This is a genomic window from Tsukamurella ocularis, from assembly GCF_965138335.1.
Taxonomy (GTDB): domain Bacteria; phylum Actinomycetota; class Actinomycetes; order Mycobacteriales; family Mycobacteriaceae; genus Tsukamurella; species Tsukamurella ocularis_A.
Genome location: NZ_CBCSDV010000001.1, coordinates 46,495 through 62,760, shown reverse-complemented (window position 1 = coordinate 62,760; position 16,266 = coordinate 46,495). Strand labels below are relative to the sequence as shown.

Genomic DNA, 16,266 nt, shown 5'->3' with positions numbered 1-16,266 from the left:
TGTCCACCCGAAATGACCCGCACCCAGAGCTGGCCCAGAAGTGGATACTGACGACCATGACGGAAAGCGGCGACGAAGTGCGGTTCATCTCCGGCGATGAGCGACTGGCGCGGATTCTCGCCGACCCGCAGCGGCGGGCCCGGGTGGACGCCATCACCGCCGAGATGGACCTGATCGATCAGCGGTACCGCACGGCCGCCCAGCTGCTCGACGACGCGGTGCCACGACAGCCGCAGAGGTCGGCGCCCGCGCGACCGCCGCGGTCCTCACCGCACTCCAGCGTCACCTCACCGCCGCGGGCGTCCGCGAGGTCAGCATCACGCTCACATTCGGCGATCACGACGTGACGGTGCCGTGGATCCGGTTCGCCGGACATCGCCTGCCAGACACCGACGACTGATCACCGTGCACCCGGACCCACACCGACCCTTCTAGTCCGGTGCGGACTCGTCGAGGGTGAATCCGCTCGCCTCGGCGTCCGCGGCGCACAGGGTCCGGACCCAGCTCCCGCGGCGCGTGAGGCCACCGTCACCGCCGCACTGCTCGCACATACGCTCGGACCGCCGTTCCGCCGCCCGGATCAACTCGTCGAAACCCGGCCGGGGCCGGTCCGGTTCGAACTCGACGTAGTACCGCAGGCCGCCGAACTTCTCCTTGATCTGAATCAGCTGGTAGCCGGGGTCGATCGCCGCCAGCTCCCGGTCGAGATCGACGATCAACCGGTACCAGCCAGGCCCCACATCCAGGGACCCGTACCACCCCGGAAGGAACCGGGCACGGATCCCCGCCAGATCATCCTCACTCACTTCGTCGGCCATGCAGGCCAGCCTGCCAGGACGCCTGCACCGCGGAGTGACAGGCCCGGCACCACCCCCGACTCCACCGGTTCGGTGCGCAATCACCGCCGGGGAACTACCCACAACCCCGGGGAAGCGATGGATCCGTGCCGACGCACTGCGACCCCGACCACCCTGCCTACAGGCCGAATGCGCCGCCCGAGACGAGGATGATGACCCCGAGGGTGATCAGCACCAGGGGAAACAGCACGCTTTCCCCTCGTTCGAGGATCTCGGCGATGCGGCGGCGGGTGGCGACGTACCGGGCAATGGACACCAGTGCCCCCACCAAGATCACGAAGACCACGCAGTAGGCGGCGATCGCGGTGTGGTTGATGCTGGCGAAGACGGGCACGTACACGCCGATGTTGTCGCCGCCGTTGGCGAAGGTCACGCCCGCCACGCCCAGGACGCCGACCGCGTTGCCCGCCCCCTTCCCCGTCGCGCAGTCACCATCGCCGCTGCCGCTGCCGCGGTATTCGCGCCAGCTCGACCACGCTGCCCGCAGCCCCAGGATCAGGGGGACGAGCCCGAAGTACGGGATCGCCGCGACGGGGAGGAAGGCGCCGGCGCCGAGGGCGATCAGCACTGCGGCAGCGAGGATGCCGGCGAATCCGAGGTACTGCCCGGCGGTGATCTTGGCCGTCAGGTGCCGCTGGCCCGCGCCGCGGGCGAAGAACAGGGAGATCACGATGATGTCGTCGATGTTGGTGGCCACGAACAGGCCCACGGCTTGCAGCACGGTCGAGATCATCACCGGCCACCTGCCCGTGATGTGAGCGCTGACCCGGCGGGTGACGTGACGGAGGTCGTCGCAGCGGCAGTGGTGGTGGCCGGGGCGGTCGCGCGGTCGAATCGGCGGGCGCAGTCGGCTGAGCAGAACCACCATCGGCCGGTGTCGGTGTGCCGGTGTGCGGGGGCGGTCGCCGGGTCGATGCGGGCGCCGCAGATCGGGTCGTGCGGGTGCCGGGTGTCGGTGAAGGTGATGCTGTGCAGTTCGATTGGGGTGCTGATGTTGCGCAGGTTTCGCGGGCCGAGGGCGGTGGTGGGCACACCGGCGCGGGTGGCGGCGGGCAGGAGCGGGTCGGTGAGGACGGCGTGGCCGGCGCCGGCGAGGGCGGTGATGCGGGCGGCGATGTTGACCGCGTGCCCGTACAGGTCGCCGTCGCGTCGGAGGGCGGTGCCGTGGTGGATTCCGGCGCGGAGGGCGAGGAATCCGTCCTCGTCGGCGGCGTGCCCGGCGAGCGCGGTGATCGTGGCCAGCATCGCATCGGTGGTGTCGGCGGTGAGCATCACCGCATCGCCGATGGTCTTGACCAGCCGGGCCTGCGGGTGCAGGGCTCGACGGGCGTGCTCAGCCAACCGGAGCGCAAGCTCGGCGGCTTCGTGGTCGCCGCACATCTCGGTGAGCACGCTGTAGCCGGCGAGGTCGACGAATGCCACGGCGACCTCCACCTGTTCGAGGCCGTCCAGCTCGGGCCGCGCACCGTGGTGATGGCCGCGGCCGAGCCGGTGTTCGGGCCCTGGCGTGGTCATCGGCCTGCGGTGCGGGTCGCGCGGAAGCGGGTCAGTGCCGCGTTCTCCCGGACGGTGACCTCCCGCAGCGGCAGGCCTGCCAGGTGCGGGCGCAGCTGGCCGCGGTCGATGAACCGGTGCGGTGCGCCTTCGAGCCGGTGCAGGATCCGCGCCGGCGCGGTGCCGAGCAGGTCGTAGCCGACCAGGGTTCCGCCGGGGCGCAGCACCCGGACGGCTTCGCGGAGGGCCTGCTCCCAGTCGACGACGTGGTGCAACATGATGAACGAGACGACGGTGTCGAACTCGTCGTCGCCGAAGGGCAACGCGGCGGCGTCGGCCACCCTCGCCTGCGCTCGGTCACCGAAGCGCTGCAACCGATCCTGCGCGGCGGCGACCATCACCGGGTCGAAGTCGGTGACGGTGAGCTGCACCTGATCCGCAGGGGCGCTCGCCGCCAGCAGCTGCGCGGCCATCGCGCCGCCGCCGCCGCCGATCTCCAGCACCCTCCCCGTAGGGCGCACGCCCTGCAAGGCCCACGGCAACACCCACCGCCGTGTCGCTGCCTCCCACGGCGTGCTGCGGCAGAACAGGGACTCGATCGTCGACATCGATGGCATACCCAGCAGCTCCCAACACCGCTCACGGCCACCGATCGGCGGCCTGTTCCTCGCGAGAACTCGATTACACCACAGAATACCGCTATCATCGTCGTATGACGATGAATGAGTGTTCGGTGGCGACGGGCGCGCAGCTCGATCCCGCGGTCGCGTTGTTCCACAGCCTCTCCGACGGGACCCGGCTGGCGATCGCGACGCGGCTTGCCCACGGTGGCGAGGCCCGGGTGGCGGACCTGATGGCCGAGCTGGGCCTGGCGCAGTCGACGGTGTCGGCGCACGTGGCGTGCCTGCGGGACTGCGGTCTGGTGCAGGGCCGCCCGCAGGGGCGGCAGGTGTTCTACAGCCTCGCCCGCCCGGAGCTGATGGACCTGCTCGCGGCGGCGGAGACGCTGCTCGCGGCGACCGGCAACGCGGTCGCGTTGTGCCCGAACTACGGCACCGACAGCGCCACCTGCTGCAGCCCGGACGCTGTGACGACCGAGGAGGCTTCGGCGGCGAAGGTGGTGCGGCGATGAGTGACGCGTGCGGCTGCGGGCACGACGAGCCCGCCGGCGAGGACGAGCAGGCTCCCGGGCAGTGGTGGCAGGTGCGGGAATTGCAGGCCGCCGCGGCCGCGGCGGTGTTCCTACTCGCCGCATACATCGTCGGGTGGGCCGGCGGCCCGCAGCGCCTGTCACTGGTGCTGGAGTGGATCGCGCTGCTGATCGGGGCGTGGACTTTCGTGCCGTCCACGCTGCGGCGCCTGGCCCAGGGCAAGATCGGCGTCGGGATACTGATGACGATCGCCGCCGTCGGCGCGGTGATCCTCGGCGAGGTCGGCGAGGCGGCGATGCTCGCCGTGCTGTTCGCCATCAGCGAGGGCCTCGAGGAGTACGCCGTCTCACGGACCCGCCGCGGCCTGCGGGCGCTGCTCAACCTCGTCCCCGACACCGCGACCGTCCTGCGCGACGGCACCCCGGCCACCATCTCCCCGGCCGAGCTGGCGGTCGGAGACCGGATGCTGGTCAAGCCCGGCGAGCGGATCGCCACCGACGGCGTGATCCGCGACGGCCGCACCGCCCTGGACGTCTCGGCGATCACCGGCGAATCCGTGCCCGTCGAGGCCGGACCCGGCGACGAGGTGTTCGCCGGGACGATCAACGGCACCGGCGCCCTCACGGTCGAAGTCACCACCACCGCGGAGAACAACTCGCTGGCCAAGATCGTGCAGATCGTCGAGGCCGAACAGTCCCGCAAGGGCGACGCACAACGCCTCGCCGACACCATCGCCAAGCCCCTGGTCCCGGCGATCATGATCTTCGCCGCCGCGATCGCGATCCTCGGGTCCCTGCTCGGTGACCCCGCAACGTGGATCGAACGGGCCCTGGTCGTGCTGGTCGCCGCCTCCCCCTGCGCACTGGCGATCTCCGTCCCCGTCACCGTCGTCGCCGCGATCGGCGCCGCCAGCAAGATCGGCGTCCTGGTCAAGGGCGGCGCCGCCCTCGAGGCCCTCGGCCGGGTGCGGACGGTCGCCCTCGACAAGACCGGCACCCTGACCGCGAACCGCCCCGCCGTCGTCGACATCGCCACCATCACCGACCCGGCCACCGACCCGGCCGGCCCCTCCGTCGAGGCGAGCGACCTCGGCTCGGGCGTCCGGTCGCCGGAACAGGACCGGGTGCTCGCCGTCGCCGCGGCGCTCGAAGCCCACAGTGAACATCCCCTCGCCCGGGCGATCCTCACCGCCAATGGCGACCGCATACCGGCGGCGGTCGATGTGCAGGCCGTCCCCGGGGCCGGGCTGACCGGGCTCGTCGACGGGCGGCCCGCCCGGCTCGGCCGGCCCGGCTGGATCGACCCGGGCCCACTTGCAGCGCGGGTCGCGGCCATGCAAGCCGGCGGCGCCACCGCGGTCCTCGTCGAAGACGACGGGCAGGTCATCGGGGCGGTCGCCGTCCGCGACGAGCTGCGTCCTGAAGCCCGCGAGGTCATCGATCACCTGCACCGCGGCGGCGCCACCGTCGCGATGCTCACCGGCGACAACACCGCCACCGCCACCGCCCTGGCGAAGATCGCCGGGATCGACGACGTACACGCCGACCTGCGGCCCGAGGACAAGGCCCGGATCATCGGCGAGCTCCGCAAAGACCGGTTCACCGCGATGGTCGGCGACGGCGTCAACGACGCCCCCGCCCTCGCCACCGCGGACCTCGGCATCGCCATGGGCGCCATGGGCTCGGACGTCGCGATCGAAACTGCCGACATCGCGCTCATGGGTGAGGACCTACGGACCCTGCCGCAGGCCCTCGATCACGCCCGCCGGGCCCGGAACATCATGCTGCAGAACGTGGCCCTGTCCCTCGGGCTGATCGCGATCCTCATCCCGCTCGCACTGTTCGGCGTCCTCGGCCTCGCCGCCGTCGTCGCCGTCCACGAACTCGCCGAGATCGTCGTCATCGCCAACGGCGTCCGCGCCGGCCGCGTCACCGCGCTCCCGCCGGCTCCCCCAGCAACGAGCCGGCGGCCGNCGATTCAGCAAGCGGTGTAGCGCCACGCCACGGGCCTCCGCGCGGGTACTGGGGCGGGATCAGTGCGGTCTGCGGGCGGTGCGGCTTGCGTTCGCGGACTCAGGTCCGGGCGGGTGAGCTGCTCGGTGTCCTTCGGGATTTCAGGGGACACCGAGGAAGGACAGTCGCTTGTGCTCGGTGCTCTGCTCGCCGTCACCGAAACATGCGCGGCTCGGTCCGTTCGTTTGGGTTCGAGGGATGTCCCTGGTATTTCGCGCGCGCATTTCGCACACCGCTCCTACCAAGCGGCGGGCCACCGTCGAGCAACCTCCGAATTGGTTACTGGCACGCTTGTACCAATGTCCCGGAGATCAGATCGCAACCGCACCCCTCGCCCGAAGCCCGCGCCCGCACCGCTGGATCACACACCGCTGATGACGGCATTGCGGCAGGTGGAGATCGCCGTCGCCGGGTTCAACCGCGAGGCCGCGCGGATCGAGAGCGAGTACGGCATCGCCATCTGTCCCGAGCGGGTCGTCAACACTCCCGAGACCACTGGCCTGGCACACTACATCGAGGTCGCGATCGGCATCGTCGCACGTAAGCTTCCCGTGGCGGTGTATGGGTCGGACGGCCGGCGCTGGACCGGCGCCCGGTCTCCGCGGCAGGTGTTCGCGCTGTACGAGGCGGCCGGCGACAACACCGCTGACTACCTGACGCAGATGGCTCTCAACGTCGAGCGGATCAAGGCCAAGAAGGACGACCTCGACCGCAGCCTCAAGAGGAAGTGCCTGCGGCCGAAGACGAACGGGAAACCGTGTCAGATGCGGCCGCTGTATCAGGCCGGAGTGGGCCACCAGGACGGGTTCGGTTGCTGGCGCCATGCCACCGACGACGAGAAGCTCGAGCTGGAGAAGTCGCGTATCGCCATCGAGACCAAGACCGGTTGTCCGGGGTGCAAGGCCGGGCCTGGCGAGGCGTGCTTGATCCCCACCGAGGACGGCCTCACTCCCGCCCAGGCCGGCCTGACGATGGTCGACGGCGAGTGGCCCCGTGTGCGGGTTCTCGGTGGAGCCGAGATCCACGTCCCGCGGATCGAACTGATCCATCCTCGCGTCCTCGAGCCCGCCGAGTAGATCCGCCAAGGACGGCACGCGAACCCCAGGCCCAAAATCATGGGCGCACCCGGCAGCGGCGCCCCAAATCAACTCCGCCTAGCGTTCGGGACAGTGAGCCTGACCCTATACCCCTATACGAGGAGTCCCATGACGGATGAACCGGATGTCCAGCAGCCGCCCGACGGCAACGATCCACCGTCGGAGACGGTGGATGAGCTCACGGACGGTATGCGCGGCCGGTGGGTGGTGGCCTCGCAGGGATCAACGCACCTGTGGGACCTGGATGCGTTGACGTACACGCGTCGTCCCGGCCCCGCCAGCCCGTCTGGGGCGTTCGACTACGACGGCATCGCGCACCGGATCACAAGGGTCACCCGCTGGCCGCGTGTCGGTGACCAGTCACTGGTCTGGTTCGACGATCCCGCGAGCCCCTTCGACACCGAGCAGTTCCGCCGCTCGTCGGTGATCGTGTCGATCACCCGCGCCCCAGAGCTGGCGGATGAAGAACCAGACGGTTCTGAAGTCGGTGACGCCGGCTGAGTCCGGTAGGTGTAGGCGGCAGTCAGCTGCGTCGTTCGATGAGGACGACGTCGCGCCAGCGGCCGTCGCGTTGGCCGATGCGTTCGCGGGTGCCGACGGTGCGGAATCCGGCGCGCCGGTGCAGGGCGAGGCTGGCGTGGTTCTCGGGGAAGATCCCGGTCTGGATGGTCCACACCCCGGCAGCGTCGGCGGACTGGATGAGGGCCTGCAACAGCGCGGCTCCGATGCCCTGCCCGGCGTGGCCGGAGTCGACGTAGACGCTGTGCTCGATGACGCCGGCGTAGACGCAGCGCCCCGAGACGGGCGCCGCTGCAACCCACCCGGCGACCTGCCCACCTGGGGCGAGGGCGACGACGCGGTGCTCAGGTAGGTGTCGTTGGTCGAAGTCCGTCCAGCCGGGTGCGGCGGTTTCGAAGGTGGCGTTGCCGGTGTCCATGCCGGCTTGGTAAATCGCGAGGACCTGTGGCCCATGCTCGGGCCGCATCGCAACGATCGCCGGGNCCGCCGCNCGTGCGGCGGACCCGGTTGAGTCGTGGGGGCTGGTGGTCACCTGTTCAGGCTAAGGACGCTGCGCTGATGGTGCAGCTGGTGCTCGCGGACCCAGTTCTGGGCGGCGACCTGCACGGCGTCCCACGGGGACCCGAGGGGCGGGGTGTAGGACAGGTCGAGCTCGGAGAGGGCGTCGACGCTCATGCCGTGGTGCAGGGCGGTGGCGTAGGTGTCGACGCGCTTGGAGATCTCGGCCGTGCGGTGCCCGATGAGCTGGGCACCGAGTAGTGCGCCGGTGTTCTGGTCGCCGGTGATCCGGATGCTGATGGGGGTGGCACCCGGGTAGTAGGCCTTGTGATCGTCCGGTGTGGAGGTCGTCGACACCGGCACCCAGCCGCGGTCGGCGGCAAGGGCTTCGGTCTCTTTGAGGCCGGTGCGGGCGGCGACGAGGTCGAAGATCTTCACGACCTGGGTGCCGAGGGAGCCGGTGTAGCGGGCGGTGCCGCCGAGGGCGTTCTCGCCGGCGACGCGGCCCTGCTTGTGCGCGGTGGTGCCGAGCGGGAGCCAGGTGATGCCGAGCTGGCGGTGGTGGGTGTGCACGGCGTCGCCGGCGGCGAAGACGTCGGACAGATTGGTGCGCATCTGCTCGTCGACGGCGATCGTGTTCTTGATGCCGAGCTGCGCGCCCGCTGCGGCAGCGAGGTCGGTGTCGGGGCGCACGCCCACGACGACGAGCACGAGATCGGCGGTGAGGTGATCGCTCTGGCCGTCACTGCTGGTGGTGACGGTCAGGGCGCCGGTGTCGGTGCGGTCGACCGCGGTGACCAGGGTGTGGGTGCGGACGTCGACCCGGTTGCGGACCAGTTCATCGTGGACGAGGGCGCCGAGTTCGGGTTCGACAGTGGGGAGCACCTCAGGGAGGGCTTCGATCTGGGTGACGGTGATGCCGCGGGCAGTGAGACCTTCGGCCATTTCCAGGCCGATGTAGCCGGCGCCGATGATGATCGCGGTCTTCGGGTCCTTCGTGGTGAGGGTGTTCATCACGGCGAAGGTGTCGCCCATCGAGTGCAGCAGGTGCACGCCGTCAGCGGGGCCGAGGTGGTCGAGGCCGGTGATCGGCGGCCGCACGGACACAGCGCCGGTGCCGATGACGAGGACGTCGTAGTCGAGGTCCCGGGCGGCGCCGTCCGGGCCGGTGACGGTCAGGCGGTGTCCGGCCGGATCGATCGCGGTAGCTCTGGTGTCGGTGTGCACGGTCATGCCGGTGGCGGCGAGGTCGGCGGCGGTGCGGTGGGCGAGGTTGCTCCAGTGGGTGACCTCGCCGGAGACGTAGTACGGGATGCCGCAGATGGAGAAGTTCGGGTAGGCGTCGGCGACGACCACGGTGACCTCGCTGGTGGGGTCGAGTTCGCGGGCCCGCAGGGCGGCGGAGATCCCGGCGTCCGATCCGCCGATGGCGATGATCTTGCGTGCAGACATGGGGTGTCGGTTCCCTTCCAAGAACAGGCAAATGAGGTGTGAGCAGGCACAGCGGCACTGACGGCGGTGAGCGGGGCCGTCGAGCACGTCGATCAAAGGGGTGGGTCAGGTGATCGTGGGATGGAGCTCGGCGAGGAGGTCTTTGACGCGGCGGTCGAGGTCGTCACGGATCAGGCGGACGGTCTCGATGGGGTGGTTGTCGGGGTCGGCGACCTGCCAGTCCAGGTACCGCTTGCCCGGGTAGACCGGGCAGGCGTCGCCGCAGCCCATGGAGATCACCACGTCCGCGGCCGCGACCACGTCGTCGGTGAGAGGCTTGGGAAACTCAGCGGCCAGGTCGAGCCCGACCTCGGTCATGGCCTGCTCGACGATCGGGTTGATCACCGCAGCAGGCAGCGACCCGGCGGAGCGTACGTGCACCGCCCCGGCCGCGTGGTGTGTCAGGAGCGCGGCAGCCATCTGCGAGCGGCCCGCGTTGTGGACGCAGATGAACAGCACCTCGGGCACGGTCTTGGTGCTCGCACCGGTCGACTGCGCCAGGGCGGCGAGACGCTCGGCGGCGAACCGGCCGGCGAGAGTCACCAGGTGAGTGTGGATGCGGGCGGTGCGCCGCAGCGCGGTGTAGGACTCGAAGACGACCCGTTCGACGGTCTGCTCGGAGACGATCCCGCGGTACTGGGCGGCGAGCCGCTCCGCGGTCCGCGCCAGCAGGGCCTGGGGCATCAGCAGTTCCGGTGTTCCGGCCGACTCGGTCGTGGCGTTGGCGTTCATCCGACTTTCTCCCGCTTCTCGGGCTTCCCGGCCTGCTCGGTCGCTACCGGGTGGTGAGTTCGGCTGCCAGCGCGGTGACGCGGGCGGCGATGTCGTCGCGCACGAGGCGCATCCGCTCGATCCCGTCGATGCCCCGCTCCGACGGCTCGTCGGTATCCCAGTTGACCAACGCGACACCGTCCGGGGTGTCGACGACGGCTTCCCGGCCGAGAGTGACCACCAGGTCCACCCGGGCGAGCAGCGCCGGGTCGATCGGTTTCGGGGTCTCGCCGGTGATGTCGACACCGACCTCAGCCAGCGACTCGGCGGACAGGCCGTTGACCACGGAGCCGGGCTTGGTGCCGGCCGAGTGCACCTCGACGGCATCGCCGACGGTCTTGCGCATCAGGCCGGCGGCCATCTGGGACTTGCCGCCGTTCTTCACGCACACGAACAACACGCTCGGCGTGGCCGATTCGGTGTCGGCGGTGATCGTATTGTCGGACATCAGTTCACACTCCTGGACGGATCCGCGGTCGCGGCGGTGGAGGACGGGGTCAGCGGGAAGCGCTTGCGCAGGGCCAGCGAGACATAGACCAGGCCGACCAGGACGGGGACCTCGATGAGCGGCCCGACGACGCCCGCGAGGGCTTGGCCGGAGGTGGCGCCGTAGGTGGCGATCGCGACGGCGATGGCGAGCTCGAAGTTGTTGCCGGCGGCGGTAAACGCGAGCGTGGTGGTGCGCTCGTAGCCGAGTCCCATGACGGCGCCGAGCAGGTACCCGCCGCCCCACATCACGGCGAAGTACACCAGCAGCGGCAGGGCGATACGGGCGACGTCCCACGGGCGGGAGGTGATCTGCTCGCCCTGCAGGGCGAACAGGATGACGATGGTGAACAGCAGCCCGTAGAGGGCACATGGTCCGATCCGGGGGAGGAACTTCGTTTCGTACCAGTCGCGGCCCTTGGTCTTCTCTCCGATTCGGCGGGAGAGGTAGCCGGCGAGGAGCGGGATGCCGAGGAAGATCAGCACGGATTTGGCGATCTGCCAGGGCGAGGTGCTGATGGTGGTCTGTTCGAGGCCGAGCCAGCCGGGCAGGATCGAGAGGTAGAACCAGCCGAGGACGGCGAACATGATCACCTGGAACACCGAGTTCAGCGCCACGAGGACGGCTGCGGCTTCGCGGTCGCCGCAGGCGAGGTCGTTCCAGATGATCACCATGGCGATGCACCGGGCGAGGCCGACGATGATTAGGCCGGTGCGGTACTCGGGCAGGTCGGGCAGGAAGATCCAGGCGAGTGCGAACATCAGCGCCGGGCCCAGGATCCAGTTCAGGAAGAGGGAGCCGAGCAGGAGCTTGCGGTCGCCGGTGACGGTGTCGAGGCGGTCGTAGCGGACCTTCGCCAGCACCGGGTACATCATGATCAACAGGCCCAGGGCGATCGGCAGCGAGACACCGTCGACCTGGATCTTCTCCAGCGCGGTGTTCAGCCCGGGGATCATCCGGCCGAGCAGCAGGCCGGCGACCATGGCGACACCGATCCACACCGGCAGGAACCGGTCGAGGGTGGAGAGCTTGCCGACGACCGGCTGATGCTCAGTCGTCGGGGCGGGGCTGGTCACGAAAGAACCTCCAACGAGATGGCGGGGTCACCGGACTGCAGGATCCCGGCGAGCGAGGACAGGACTTCGGGGATGACGCGGTAGTACACCCACGAGGCGCGGCGCTCGGACTCGAGCAGGCCTGCGGTCTTGAGGACCTTGAGGTGGTGCGAGATCGTCGGTTGCGAGACGTCCACCGCCGGCGAGATGTCACACACGCAAGCCTCGCCTCCCTCGTGGCTGGCGATCAGGCTGAACAGGCGCAGCCGGACCGGGTCGGCCAGGGCCTTGAACACCGCCGCGAGGTCGACGGACTGCCCCTCCGACAGAGGCTCACGGACCAGCGGTGAGCACCGCACGGTCACATCGGTCAACGGAATCGAATTCGACACACATCAATATTGACAGATATCGATGTTGGACACAAGCGTGTCTGGGTTATAGGTAGCGACAGATATCTTCGCTAGCGCACGACTTCGGATCGGTGTGTTCGGCAGCTTGGCGTAGGTGGGTGATGTTGTCGCGCAGTGCGATCAGTTCCGCGATCTGTTGATCGAGGTGGTGGATCGACCTGTCTAGCTGGTCGCGTACGTGATCACATGGGGCTTGGCCGGTGCCGCGTATGTCGATGATTCTTTTGACTTGCGCGAGAGTGAGTGCCGCCGCCTGCCCCCTCTTGATGAATTGCACGATGCCGATGGCGTCGGGGGTGTAGTTGCGGTATCCACCGGCGGTACGTCCCGGTTCAGGGAGGAGCCCCGCTTCCTCGTAGTACCGCAGCGTCGATGGCGTGGCGCCAGATTTGCGGGCGAGTTCTCCGATCCGCATCGGGTCCTCCCTGTCCGGATTCTGGGCTTGACCTTCAAGGGTACTGGAGGGTTGATGATGGTGACATGAGTGAAGAGTTTGATCTTGCGATCGTTGGTTCGGGTGCTGCAGCGATGGCGGCGGCGATCCGCGCAACAGCCATGGGCAAGTCCGTGGTGATGATCGAGCGAGGCACTTTCGGCGGCACCTGTGTGAATACCGGTTGCGTGCCGTCGAAGGCGTTGATCGCCGCGGCGCAGGCACAGCACACGGTCTCTGATGCTGGCCGGTTCCCGGGGGTCGGTGCGACCGCCGTGCCGGTAGATATGGCCGCCCTGGCGGCGGGGACACGGCGCTTGGCAGAGTCGATGCGGTCAGAGAAGTACGTTGCCGTTGCGGACTCGTACGGCTGGCGCCGCGTCCAGGGTGCGGCCGCGTTCGCGGGAACGCGGGCAGCGCCATCGCTGGTGGTCACAGCTCCCGATGGGACTACCGAGACGATAATTGCTCGACGGTACTTGGTGGCAACAGGGGCCCAACCGTCGATTCCGTCGATTCCCGGACTCAATCTGGTCGACTACCTGACGTCGACGACCGCGATGGAGTTGACCGCAGTCCCGGAATCACTCCTAGTGATCGGCGGCGGGTTCATCGCGCTCGAGCAGGCGCAACTCTTCGCGCGACTGGGGGCGAAGGTAACCGTTTTGGTGCGGTCCAGGATCGCTTCGGCCGAAGATGCTGACGTCGCAGATGCTCTCCTGGAAGCGCTCGCTGACGAGCACATCGAGGTAGTGCAGCTCGCGACCGCGACCTCGGTCGACACCGAGGCGGGTGAGGTCGTCGTGACCGCCTCCAGCCCTGGTGGACAAGGCGACTTCCGTGCGGCGAAGCTGCTCGTCGCGACGGGCAGAACCCCGAATACTAGAGGTTTGAATCTGGAGACGGTTGGAGTCGACACGAGCACCAGCGGCGCGATCCTCGTGTCGAATCAGCTCAGAACATCAAACCCGCGTGTGTGGGCAGCGGGCGATGTGACCGGCCATCCCGAGTTCGTCTATGTCGCAGCCGCGCAAGGCACAACGGTCGCCGACAACATGTTCGGACAGACCCCGCGGTCGTTGGACTACACGCACCTGCCGCGCGTGATGTTCACCAGTCCGGCAATCGGGAGCGTCGGTATGACCGAGACGCAGGCCCTCGCAAGCGGAATCCGGTACACGAGCTCGCTTCTTCCGCTCACTCACGTACCCCGGGCCCAAGTTGACCGAGATACCCGAGGCTTCATCAAGCTCATCGCAGACTCCGATAGTCATCGAGTCCTCGGAATTTCGGCGGTCGCGAATAGTGCCGGCGAGATCGCCGCCGCTGGGGTCTACATCCTCGAAGCAAGGATGACCGTCGAGCAGGTCGCCCGGACATGGGCGCCCTACCTGACCATGGCCGAGGGCATCAAAATCGCCGCACAATCCTTCAGCACCGACATCGCCCAGCTCTCCTGCTGCGCTTCCTAATTCCTGATTCCACCGATCCGCAAGCGAAGTCCCAGACAATGACCAATCCACTCGATCGACTCATCACCCCCGAGGGGTCCGGCCTCGATCCGGCAGTCCTGGTTCCCCTACTCAGGCTCCTCTCCAAGGGAAACCCCGTCAGCGTAGAGGACTTAGCAGCTGCGGCCGGACTGTCGGAACCCGATGTACGGGAACGACTCCAATCCGTTTCCGACACCGAATACGACGATCGCGACCAAATAGTCGGGCAAGGACTGACCCTCCGTCCGACCCCGCATCGGTTCACCGTCGCAGGTCACGAACTGTTCACGTGGTGCGCACTCGACACCCTGATCTTCCCCACACTCCTAAACCAGTCAGCCACCATCGAGTCGACCTCACCCGCGAGCGGTCAAACGATCAGAATCTCTGTCACGGCAGACACCGTGACCAGCATCGAACCCGACACCGCAGTGCTATCGCTCGTCGACCCCGATGACCTCAGCTCGCTTCGAACGTCGTTCTGCAACCAAGTGCACTTCTTCGCCTCCCCACACGATGCCCAAACGTGGACGCGCGAAAATCCCGGCAACCAACTCCTCGACATCACCCACGCGCACGCCCTCGGGAAAGCTCTCGCTGAACAAGCGCTCATCAGCCCGGACACAGCCCGACAGGCCGGATGCTGCTCGCCGGATCAGCACGAAGGAACCGCCCAATGACCAACACAGTGAAATCGCCCCTCGCACGCAGGACAAGAGAGATCGGCCGATGGGGCACCGCCGCCCGGACAGTGATCGGTGCCGCTTTCGTGGGAGCCGGGATCATCATCGGACCTTCCACAATCGACCTCATCATCGCGGTCGCACTGGTCCCTGCCGCGATCACCCTCGCGGTTGTACTTCGGGGTCGTGATTCGGCACCACTGCGGGTCACAGGCGCGTGGGCCATGGCCACTAACACGCTGGTCTTCTTCGCGTTCTTCGCGCTCACCCCGCCGGCGGCAGCAACGTTCTACGGGCTTTCCATGCTGCTCGCCGCTAGCCGCGGGCTCGCAGCCTGCGAAGTGATGGCGGCATCGAACGTGATCCTCAACCGAAACGACCAAGTCGGTTGCCCTGTCTTTACCCCGATCGACCGCATCGAGGGATTCCACCCACGCGACTGCGCCTAACCGCAGATGCCTCTCCTCCAGCGCAGCCTCCGCCCAGGGGGACGCCGACCGCGAGAACCAGCCGGTACAGCGCAGTGCGGCCCGCTACTGCGTTTCGCGCCAGCGCTCTCTGGTAACCGCGTCGATGGCCGCCACCCGAAGCGGTGACGGCCATCGATCGAGGGCGGACTAGCAGCAGTTCGCCGCCGCAGGGGTGCAGCACGCGGCCGGCGTCGCTTCGGAGTCCTCGGCTGTCGTCGCCGGAGTGTGTCCGCCGTCGAAGGTCTCGGCGTCAGCGAGGACGGTGTAGACCTCCCAACGCTCGGCGTCGGGGGCGGTGACCCAGACCTTGTCCTGGGTGGCGAAGCAACAGGTGGCGCCGATCTCCTCCTCGGTGAACAGCTGCTCCTCGGTGAGGCGGGCGATCTCAGCGTGCACCTTGTCGCTGGAGTCCACCTCGACGCCGAGATGGTTGATGCTGCCGCCCTGGCCGGGGTTCTCCAGCAGGACCAGCTTGAGCGCCGGGTCGGCGACGGCGAAGTTGGCGTAACCGGGCTTGACCTTCGCCGGGCCCGTGCCGAACAGCTTGGTGTAGAACGCGATCGACTGATCGAGGTCATCGACATTGAGGGCGAGCTGGACGCGGGACATGAGAACCTCCGAGGCTTCGACATACATCTAACTGTTGCTCGTTCAGTTCTAGACCACGCTTTGACATATGTCAACGAGTAGGTAGATTGAAGCGTATGCCCAAGACGCTCCCCGTCGTCGACATCAGCGCCCCGATCTGCTGTGCTCCGCTGGCCGCCGGCGTGATGGACGAGGCCGCGGCACTCGAGCTCGCCCTGCGCCTCAAGGCCCTCGCCGACCCGGCCCGGATCCAGCTGATCTCGATCCTCATGGCCGCACGTCCAGGCGAAATCAGCACCGGCGACCTCGCCGACACGGTGGGCCTGTCGTCGGCGACCGTCAGTCACCACCTGAGCCAGCTCAAGAAGGCCGGCCTCGTCAGCTCCGAGCGGCGCGGGATCAACGTCTTCTACCGGGCCGAACCTGACTCCCTTGAAGCGCTCCGGGCCGTCCTGGCCACGTGCTGCTAGCGCGAACGCGCCTCTCGCGCGCAGGTAGTGGCTGCACGACACCGTCGCGAGGCTCCCCGGCACAGCACCAGCACGATCGCCTGCGGCAGGATCGACACGCGTGGACCACATCGAGCAGCAGCTAGAGCAACAGCTCCGCGAACGCGGCATCCCCCTCACTGCGGCTGAGTTCCTCCGCGCCGTCCTCGAAGCCCTCGACGACGGCGCTTCCGTGCCTTAGCGGGACAGCGGTCGGCACGAGGAACATGCGCTGTAATCCGCAGTACCAGTGACTGTTCGGTCCT

The 16,266-nt window shown here is 68.3% G+C and carries 21 protein-coding genes and 1 pseudogene; 9 read left to right on the top strand and 13 right to left on the bottom strand.

What is annotated here, in order from left to right; genetic code table 11:
* Positions 1 to 56 precede the first annotated feature (56 nt).
* Entirely contained in the window at positions 57 to 347 is a 291-nt protein-coding gene (locus ACNAYW_RS00335) for a hypothetical protein (RefSeq protein ID WP_126195757.1), read from the top strand.
* 84 nt (positions 348 to 431) lie between these two features.
* Here the strand turns inward: ACNAYW_RS00335 and ACNAYW_RS00330 are convergent, their stop codons facing one another.
* The 4 genes from ACNAYW_RS00330 to ACNAYW_RS00315 all read right to left on the bottom strand — a co-directional run bounded on the left by ACNAYW_RS00330 (position 432) and on the right by ACNAYW_RS00315 (position 2,959).
* Positions 432 to 818 carry a hypothetical protein gene (locus tag ACNAYW_RS00330; RefSeq protein ID WP_126195756.1) on the bottom strand — a complete coding sequence of 129 codons (387 nt, stop codon included), beginning with the start codon at positions 816 to 818 and terminating at the stop codon, positions 432 to 434.
* Positions 819 to 975: 157 nt separating this feature from the next.
* Entirely contained in the window at positions 976 to 1,593 is a 618-nt protein-coding gene (locus ACNAYW_RS00325; RefSeq protein WP_068526155.1) for a cadmium resistance transporter, read from the bottom strand.
* Positions 1,590 to 2,372 carry an adenylate/guanylate cyclase domain-containing protein gene (locus ACNAYW_RS00320; protein ID WP_068537260.1) on the bottom strand — a complete coding sequence of 261 codons (783 nt, stop codon included), beginning with the start codon at positions 2,370 to 2,372 and terminating at the stop codon, positions 1,590 to 1,592. Before ACNAYW_RS00320 ends, ACNAYW_RS00325 begins: the two co-directional genes overlap by 4 nt.
* Complete coding sequence (locus tag ACNAYW_RS00315; RefSeq protein ID WP_231702940.1) at positions 2,369 to 2,959, bottom strand: class I SAM-dependent methyltransferase; 591 nt, start codon at positions 2,957 to 2,959, stop codon at positions 2,369 to 2,371. The genes ACNAYW_RS00320 and ACNAYW_RS00315 overlap by 4 nt, the downstream gene beginning before the upstream one ends.
* 104 nt (positions 2,960 to 3,063) lie before the next feature.
* On the opposite strand from ACNAYW_RS00315, the gene ACNAYW_RS00310 reads away from it, so the two are divergent.
* The 4 genes and pseudogenes from ACNAYW_RS00310 (at position 3,064) to ACNAYW_RS00295 (ending at position 7,112) form a co-directional block, all read left to right on the top strand.
* On the top strand, positions 3,064 to 3,483 hold the full coding sequence (locus ACNAYW_RS00310; RefSeq protein ID WP_051158840.1) for an ArsR/SmtB family transcription factor: 420 nt from the start codon (positions 3,064 to 3,066) through the stop codon (positions 3,481 to 3,483).
* Positions 3,480 to 5,474, top strand: a pseudogene (locus ACNAYW_RS00305) (heavy metal translocating P-type ATPase); the annotation flags it as partial. The gene ACNAYW_RS00310 and the pseudogene ACNAYW_RS00305, both read left to right, overlap by 4 nt.
* Before the next feature lie 414 nt (positions 5,475 to 5,888).
* Entirely contained in the window at positions 5,889 to 6,590 is a 702-nt protein-coding gene (locus ACNAYW_RS00300; RefSeq protein WP_019201609.1) for a hypothetical protein, read from the top strand.
* A gap of 129 nt (positions 6,591 to 6,719) precedes the next feature.
* Positions 6,720 to 7,112, top strand: coding sequence for a hypothetical protein (locus tag ACNAYW_RS00295; protein WP_019201608.1), 393 nt, complete (start codon positions 6,720 to 6,722; stop codon positions 7,110 to 7,112).
* Between the two features lie 22 nt (positions 7,113 to 7,134).
* Here the strand turns inward: ACNAYW_RS00295 and ACNAYW_RS00290 are convergent, their stop codons facing one another.
* The 7 genes from ACNAYW_RS00290 to ACNAYW_RS00260 form a co-directional block, all read right to left on the bottom strand.
* Positions 7,135 to 7,596 (bottom strand): GNAT family N-acetyltransferase, encoded by a 462-nt coding sequence (locus tag ACNAYW_RS00290; RefSeq protein ID WP_068526305.1) that lies wholly within the window; start codon positions 7,594 to 7,596, stop codon positions 7,135 to 7,137.
* A 62-nt stretch (positions 7,597 to 7,658) separates the two neighbouring features.
* Positions 7,659 to 9,080 carry an FAD-dependent oxidoreductase gene (locus ACNAYW_RS00285; RefSeq protein ID WP_068526158.1) on the bottom strand — a complete coding sequence of 474 codons (1,422 nt, stop codon included), beginning with the start codon at positions 9,078 to 9,080 and terminating at the stop codon, positions 7,659 to 7,661.
* A 105-nt stretch (positions 9,081 to 9,185) separates the two neighbouring features.
* Positions 9,186 to 9,851 carry an arsenate reductase/protein-tyrosine-phosphatase family protein gene (locus tag ACNAYW_RS00280; RefSeq protein ID WP_068526159.1) on the bottom strand — a complete coding sequence of 222 codons (666 nt, stop codon included), beginning with the start codon at positions 9,849 to 9,851 and terminating at the stop codon, positions 9,186 to 9,188.
* A 43-nt stretch (positions 9,852 to 9,894) separates the two neighbouring features.
* Positions 9,895 to 10,338, bottom strand: a complete 444-nt coding sequence (locus ACNAYW_RS00275) for an arsenate-mycothiol transferase ArsC (protein WP_068526160.1) — start codon at positions 10,336 to 10,338, stop codon at positions 9,895 to 9,897.
* Positions 10,338 to 11,453, bottom strand: coding sequence for an ACR3 family arsenite efflux transporter (arsB, locus tag ACNAYW_RS00270; protein ID WP_068526161.1), 1,116 nt, complete (start codon positions 11,451 to 11,453; stop codon positions 10,338 to 10,340). Before arsB ends, ACNAYW_RS00275 begins: the two co-directional genes overlap by 1 nt.
* Positions 11,450 to 11,824 (bottom strand): ArsR/SmtB family transcription factor, encoded by a 375-nt coding sequence (locus tag ACNAYW_RS00265; RefSeq protein ID WP_068526162.1) that lies wholly within the window; start codon positions 11,822 to 11,824, stop codon positions 11,450 to 11,452. Before ACNAYW_RS00265 ends, arsB begins: the two co-directional genes overlap by 4 nt.
* Positions 11,825 to 11,870: 46 nt before the next feature.
* A complete protein-coding gene (locus ACNAYW_RS00260; protein ID WP_068526163.1) occupies positions 11,871 to 12,260 on the bottom strand; it encodes a heavy metal-responsive transcriptional regulator in 390 nt (129 codons plus the stop codon).
* Positions 12,261 to 12,325: 65 nt separating this feature from the next.
* On the opposite strand from ACNAYW_RS00260, the gene merA reads away from it, so the two are divergent.
* Genes merA through ACNAYW_RS00245 form a run of 3 tightly spaced genes read left to right on the top strand, consistent with a single transcriptional unit; the run spans position 12,326 to position 14,903 of the window.
* A complete protein-coding gene (gene merA / locus ACNAYW_RS00255; protein ID WP_068526164.1) occupies positions 12,326 to 13,750 on the top strand; it encodes a mercury(II) reductase in 1,425 nt (474 codons plus the stop codon).
* Positions 13,751 to 13,788: 38 nt separating this feature from the next.
* Positions 13,789 to 14,451 (top strand): organomercurial lyase MerB, encoded by a 663-nt coding sequence (gene merB / locus ACNAYW_RS00250; RefSeq protein ID WP_074850279.1) that lies wholly within the window; start codon positions 13,789 to 13,791, stop codon positions 14,449 to 14,451.
* Positions 14,448 to 14,903 (top strand): hypothetical protein, encoded by a 456-nt coding sequence (locus tag ACNAYW_RS00245; protein WP_126195754.1) that lies wholly within the window; start codon positions 14,448 to 14,450, stop codon positions 14,901 to 14,903. Before merB ends, ACNAYW_RS00245 begins: the two co-directional genes overlap by 4 nt.
* Positions 14,904 to 15,071: 168 nt before the next feature.
* Here ACNAYW_RS00245 and ACNAYW_RS00240 read toward each other — a convergent pair whose 3' ends face one another.
* A complete protein-coding gene (locus tag ACNAYW_RS00240; protein ID WP_068526166.1) occupies positions 15,072 to 15,533 on the bottom strand; it encodes an ArsI/CadI family heavy metal resistance metalloenzyme in 462 nt (153 codons plus the stop codon).
* A 95-nt stretch (positions 15,534 to 15,628) separates the two neighbouring features.
* On the opposite strand from ACNAYW_RS00240, the gene ACNAYW_RS00235 reads away from it, so the two are divergent.
* A complete protein-coding gene (locus ACNAYW_RS00235; RefSeq protein WP_068526167.1) occupies positions 15,629 to 15,982 on the top strand; it encodes an Rv2640c family ArsR-like transcriptional regulator in 354 nt (117 codons plus the stop codon).
* Positions 15,983 to 16,103: 121 nt separating this feature from the next.
* Here the strand turns inward: ACNAYW_RS00235 and ACNAYW_RS00230 are convergent, their stop codons facing one another.
* Complete coding sequence (locus tag ACNAYW_RS00230; RefSeq protein ID WP_280512879.1) at positions 16,104 to 16,229, bottom strand: hypothetical protein; 126 nt, start codon at positions 16,227 to 16,229, stop codon at positions 16,104 to 16,106.
* Positions 16,230 to 16,266 lie beyond the last annotated feature (37 nt).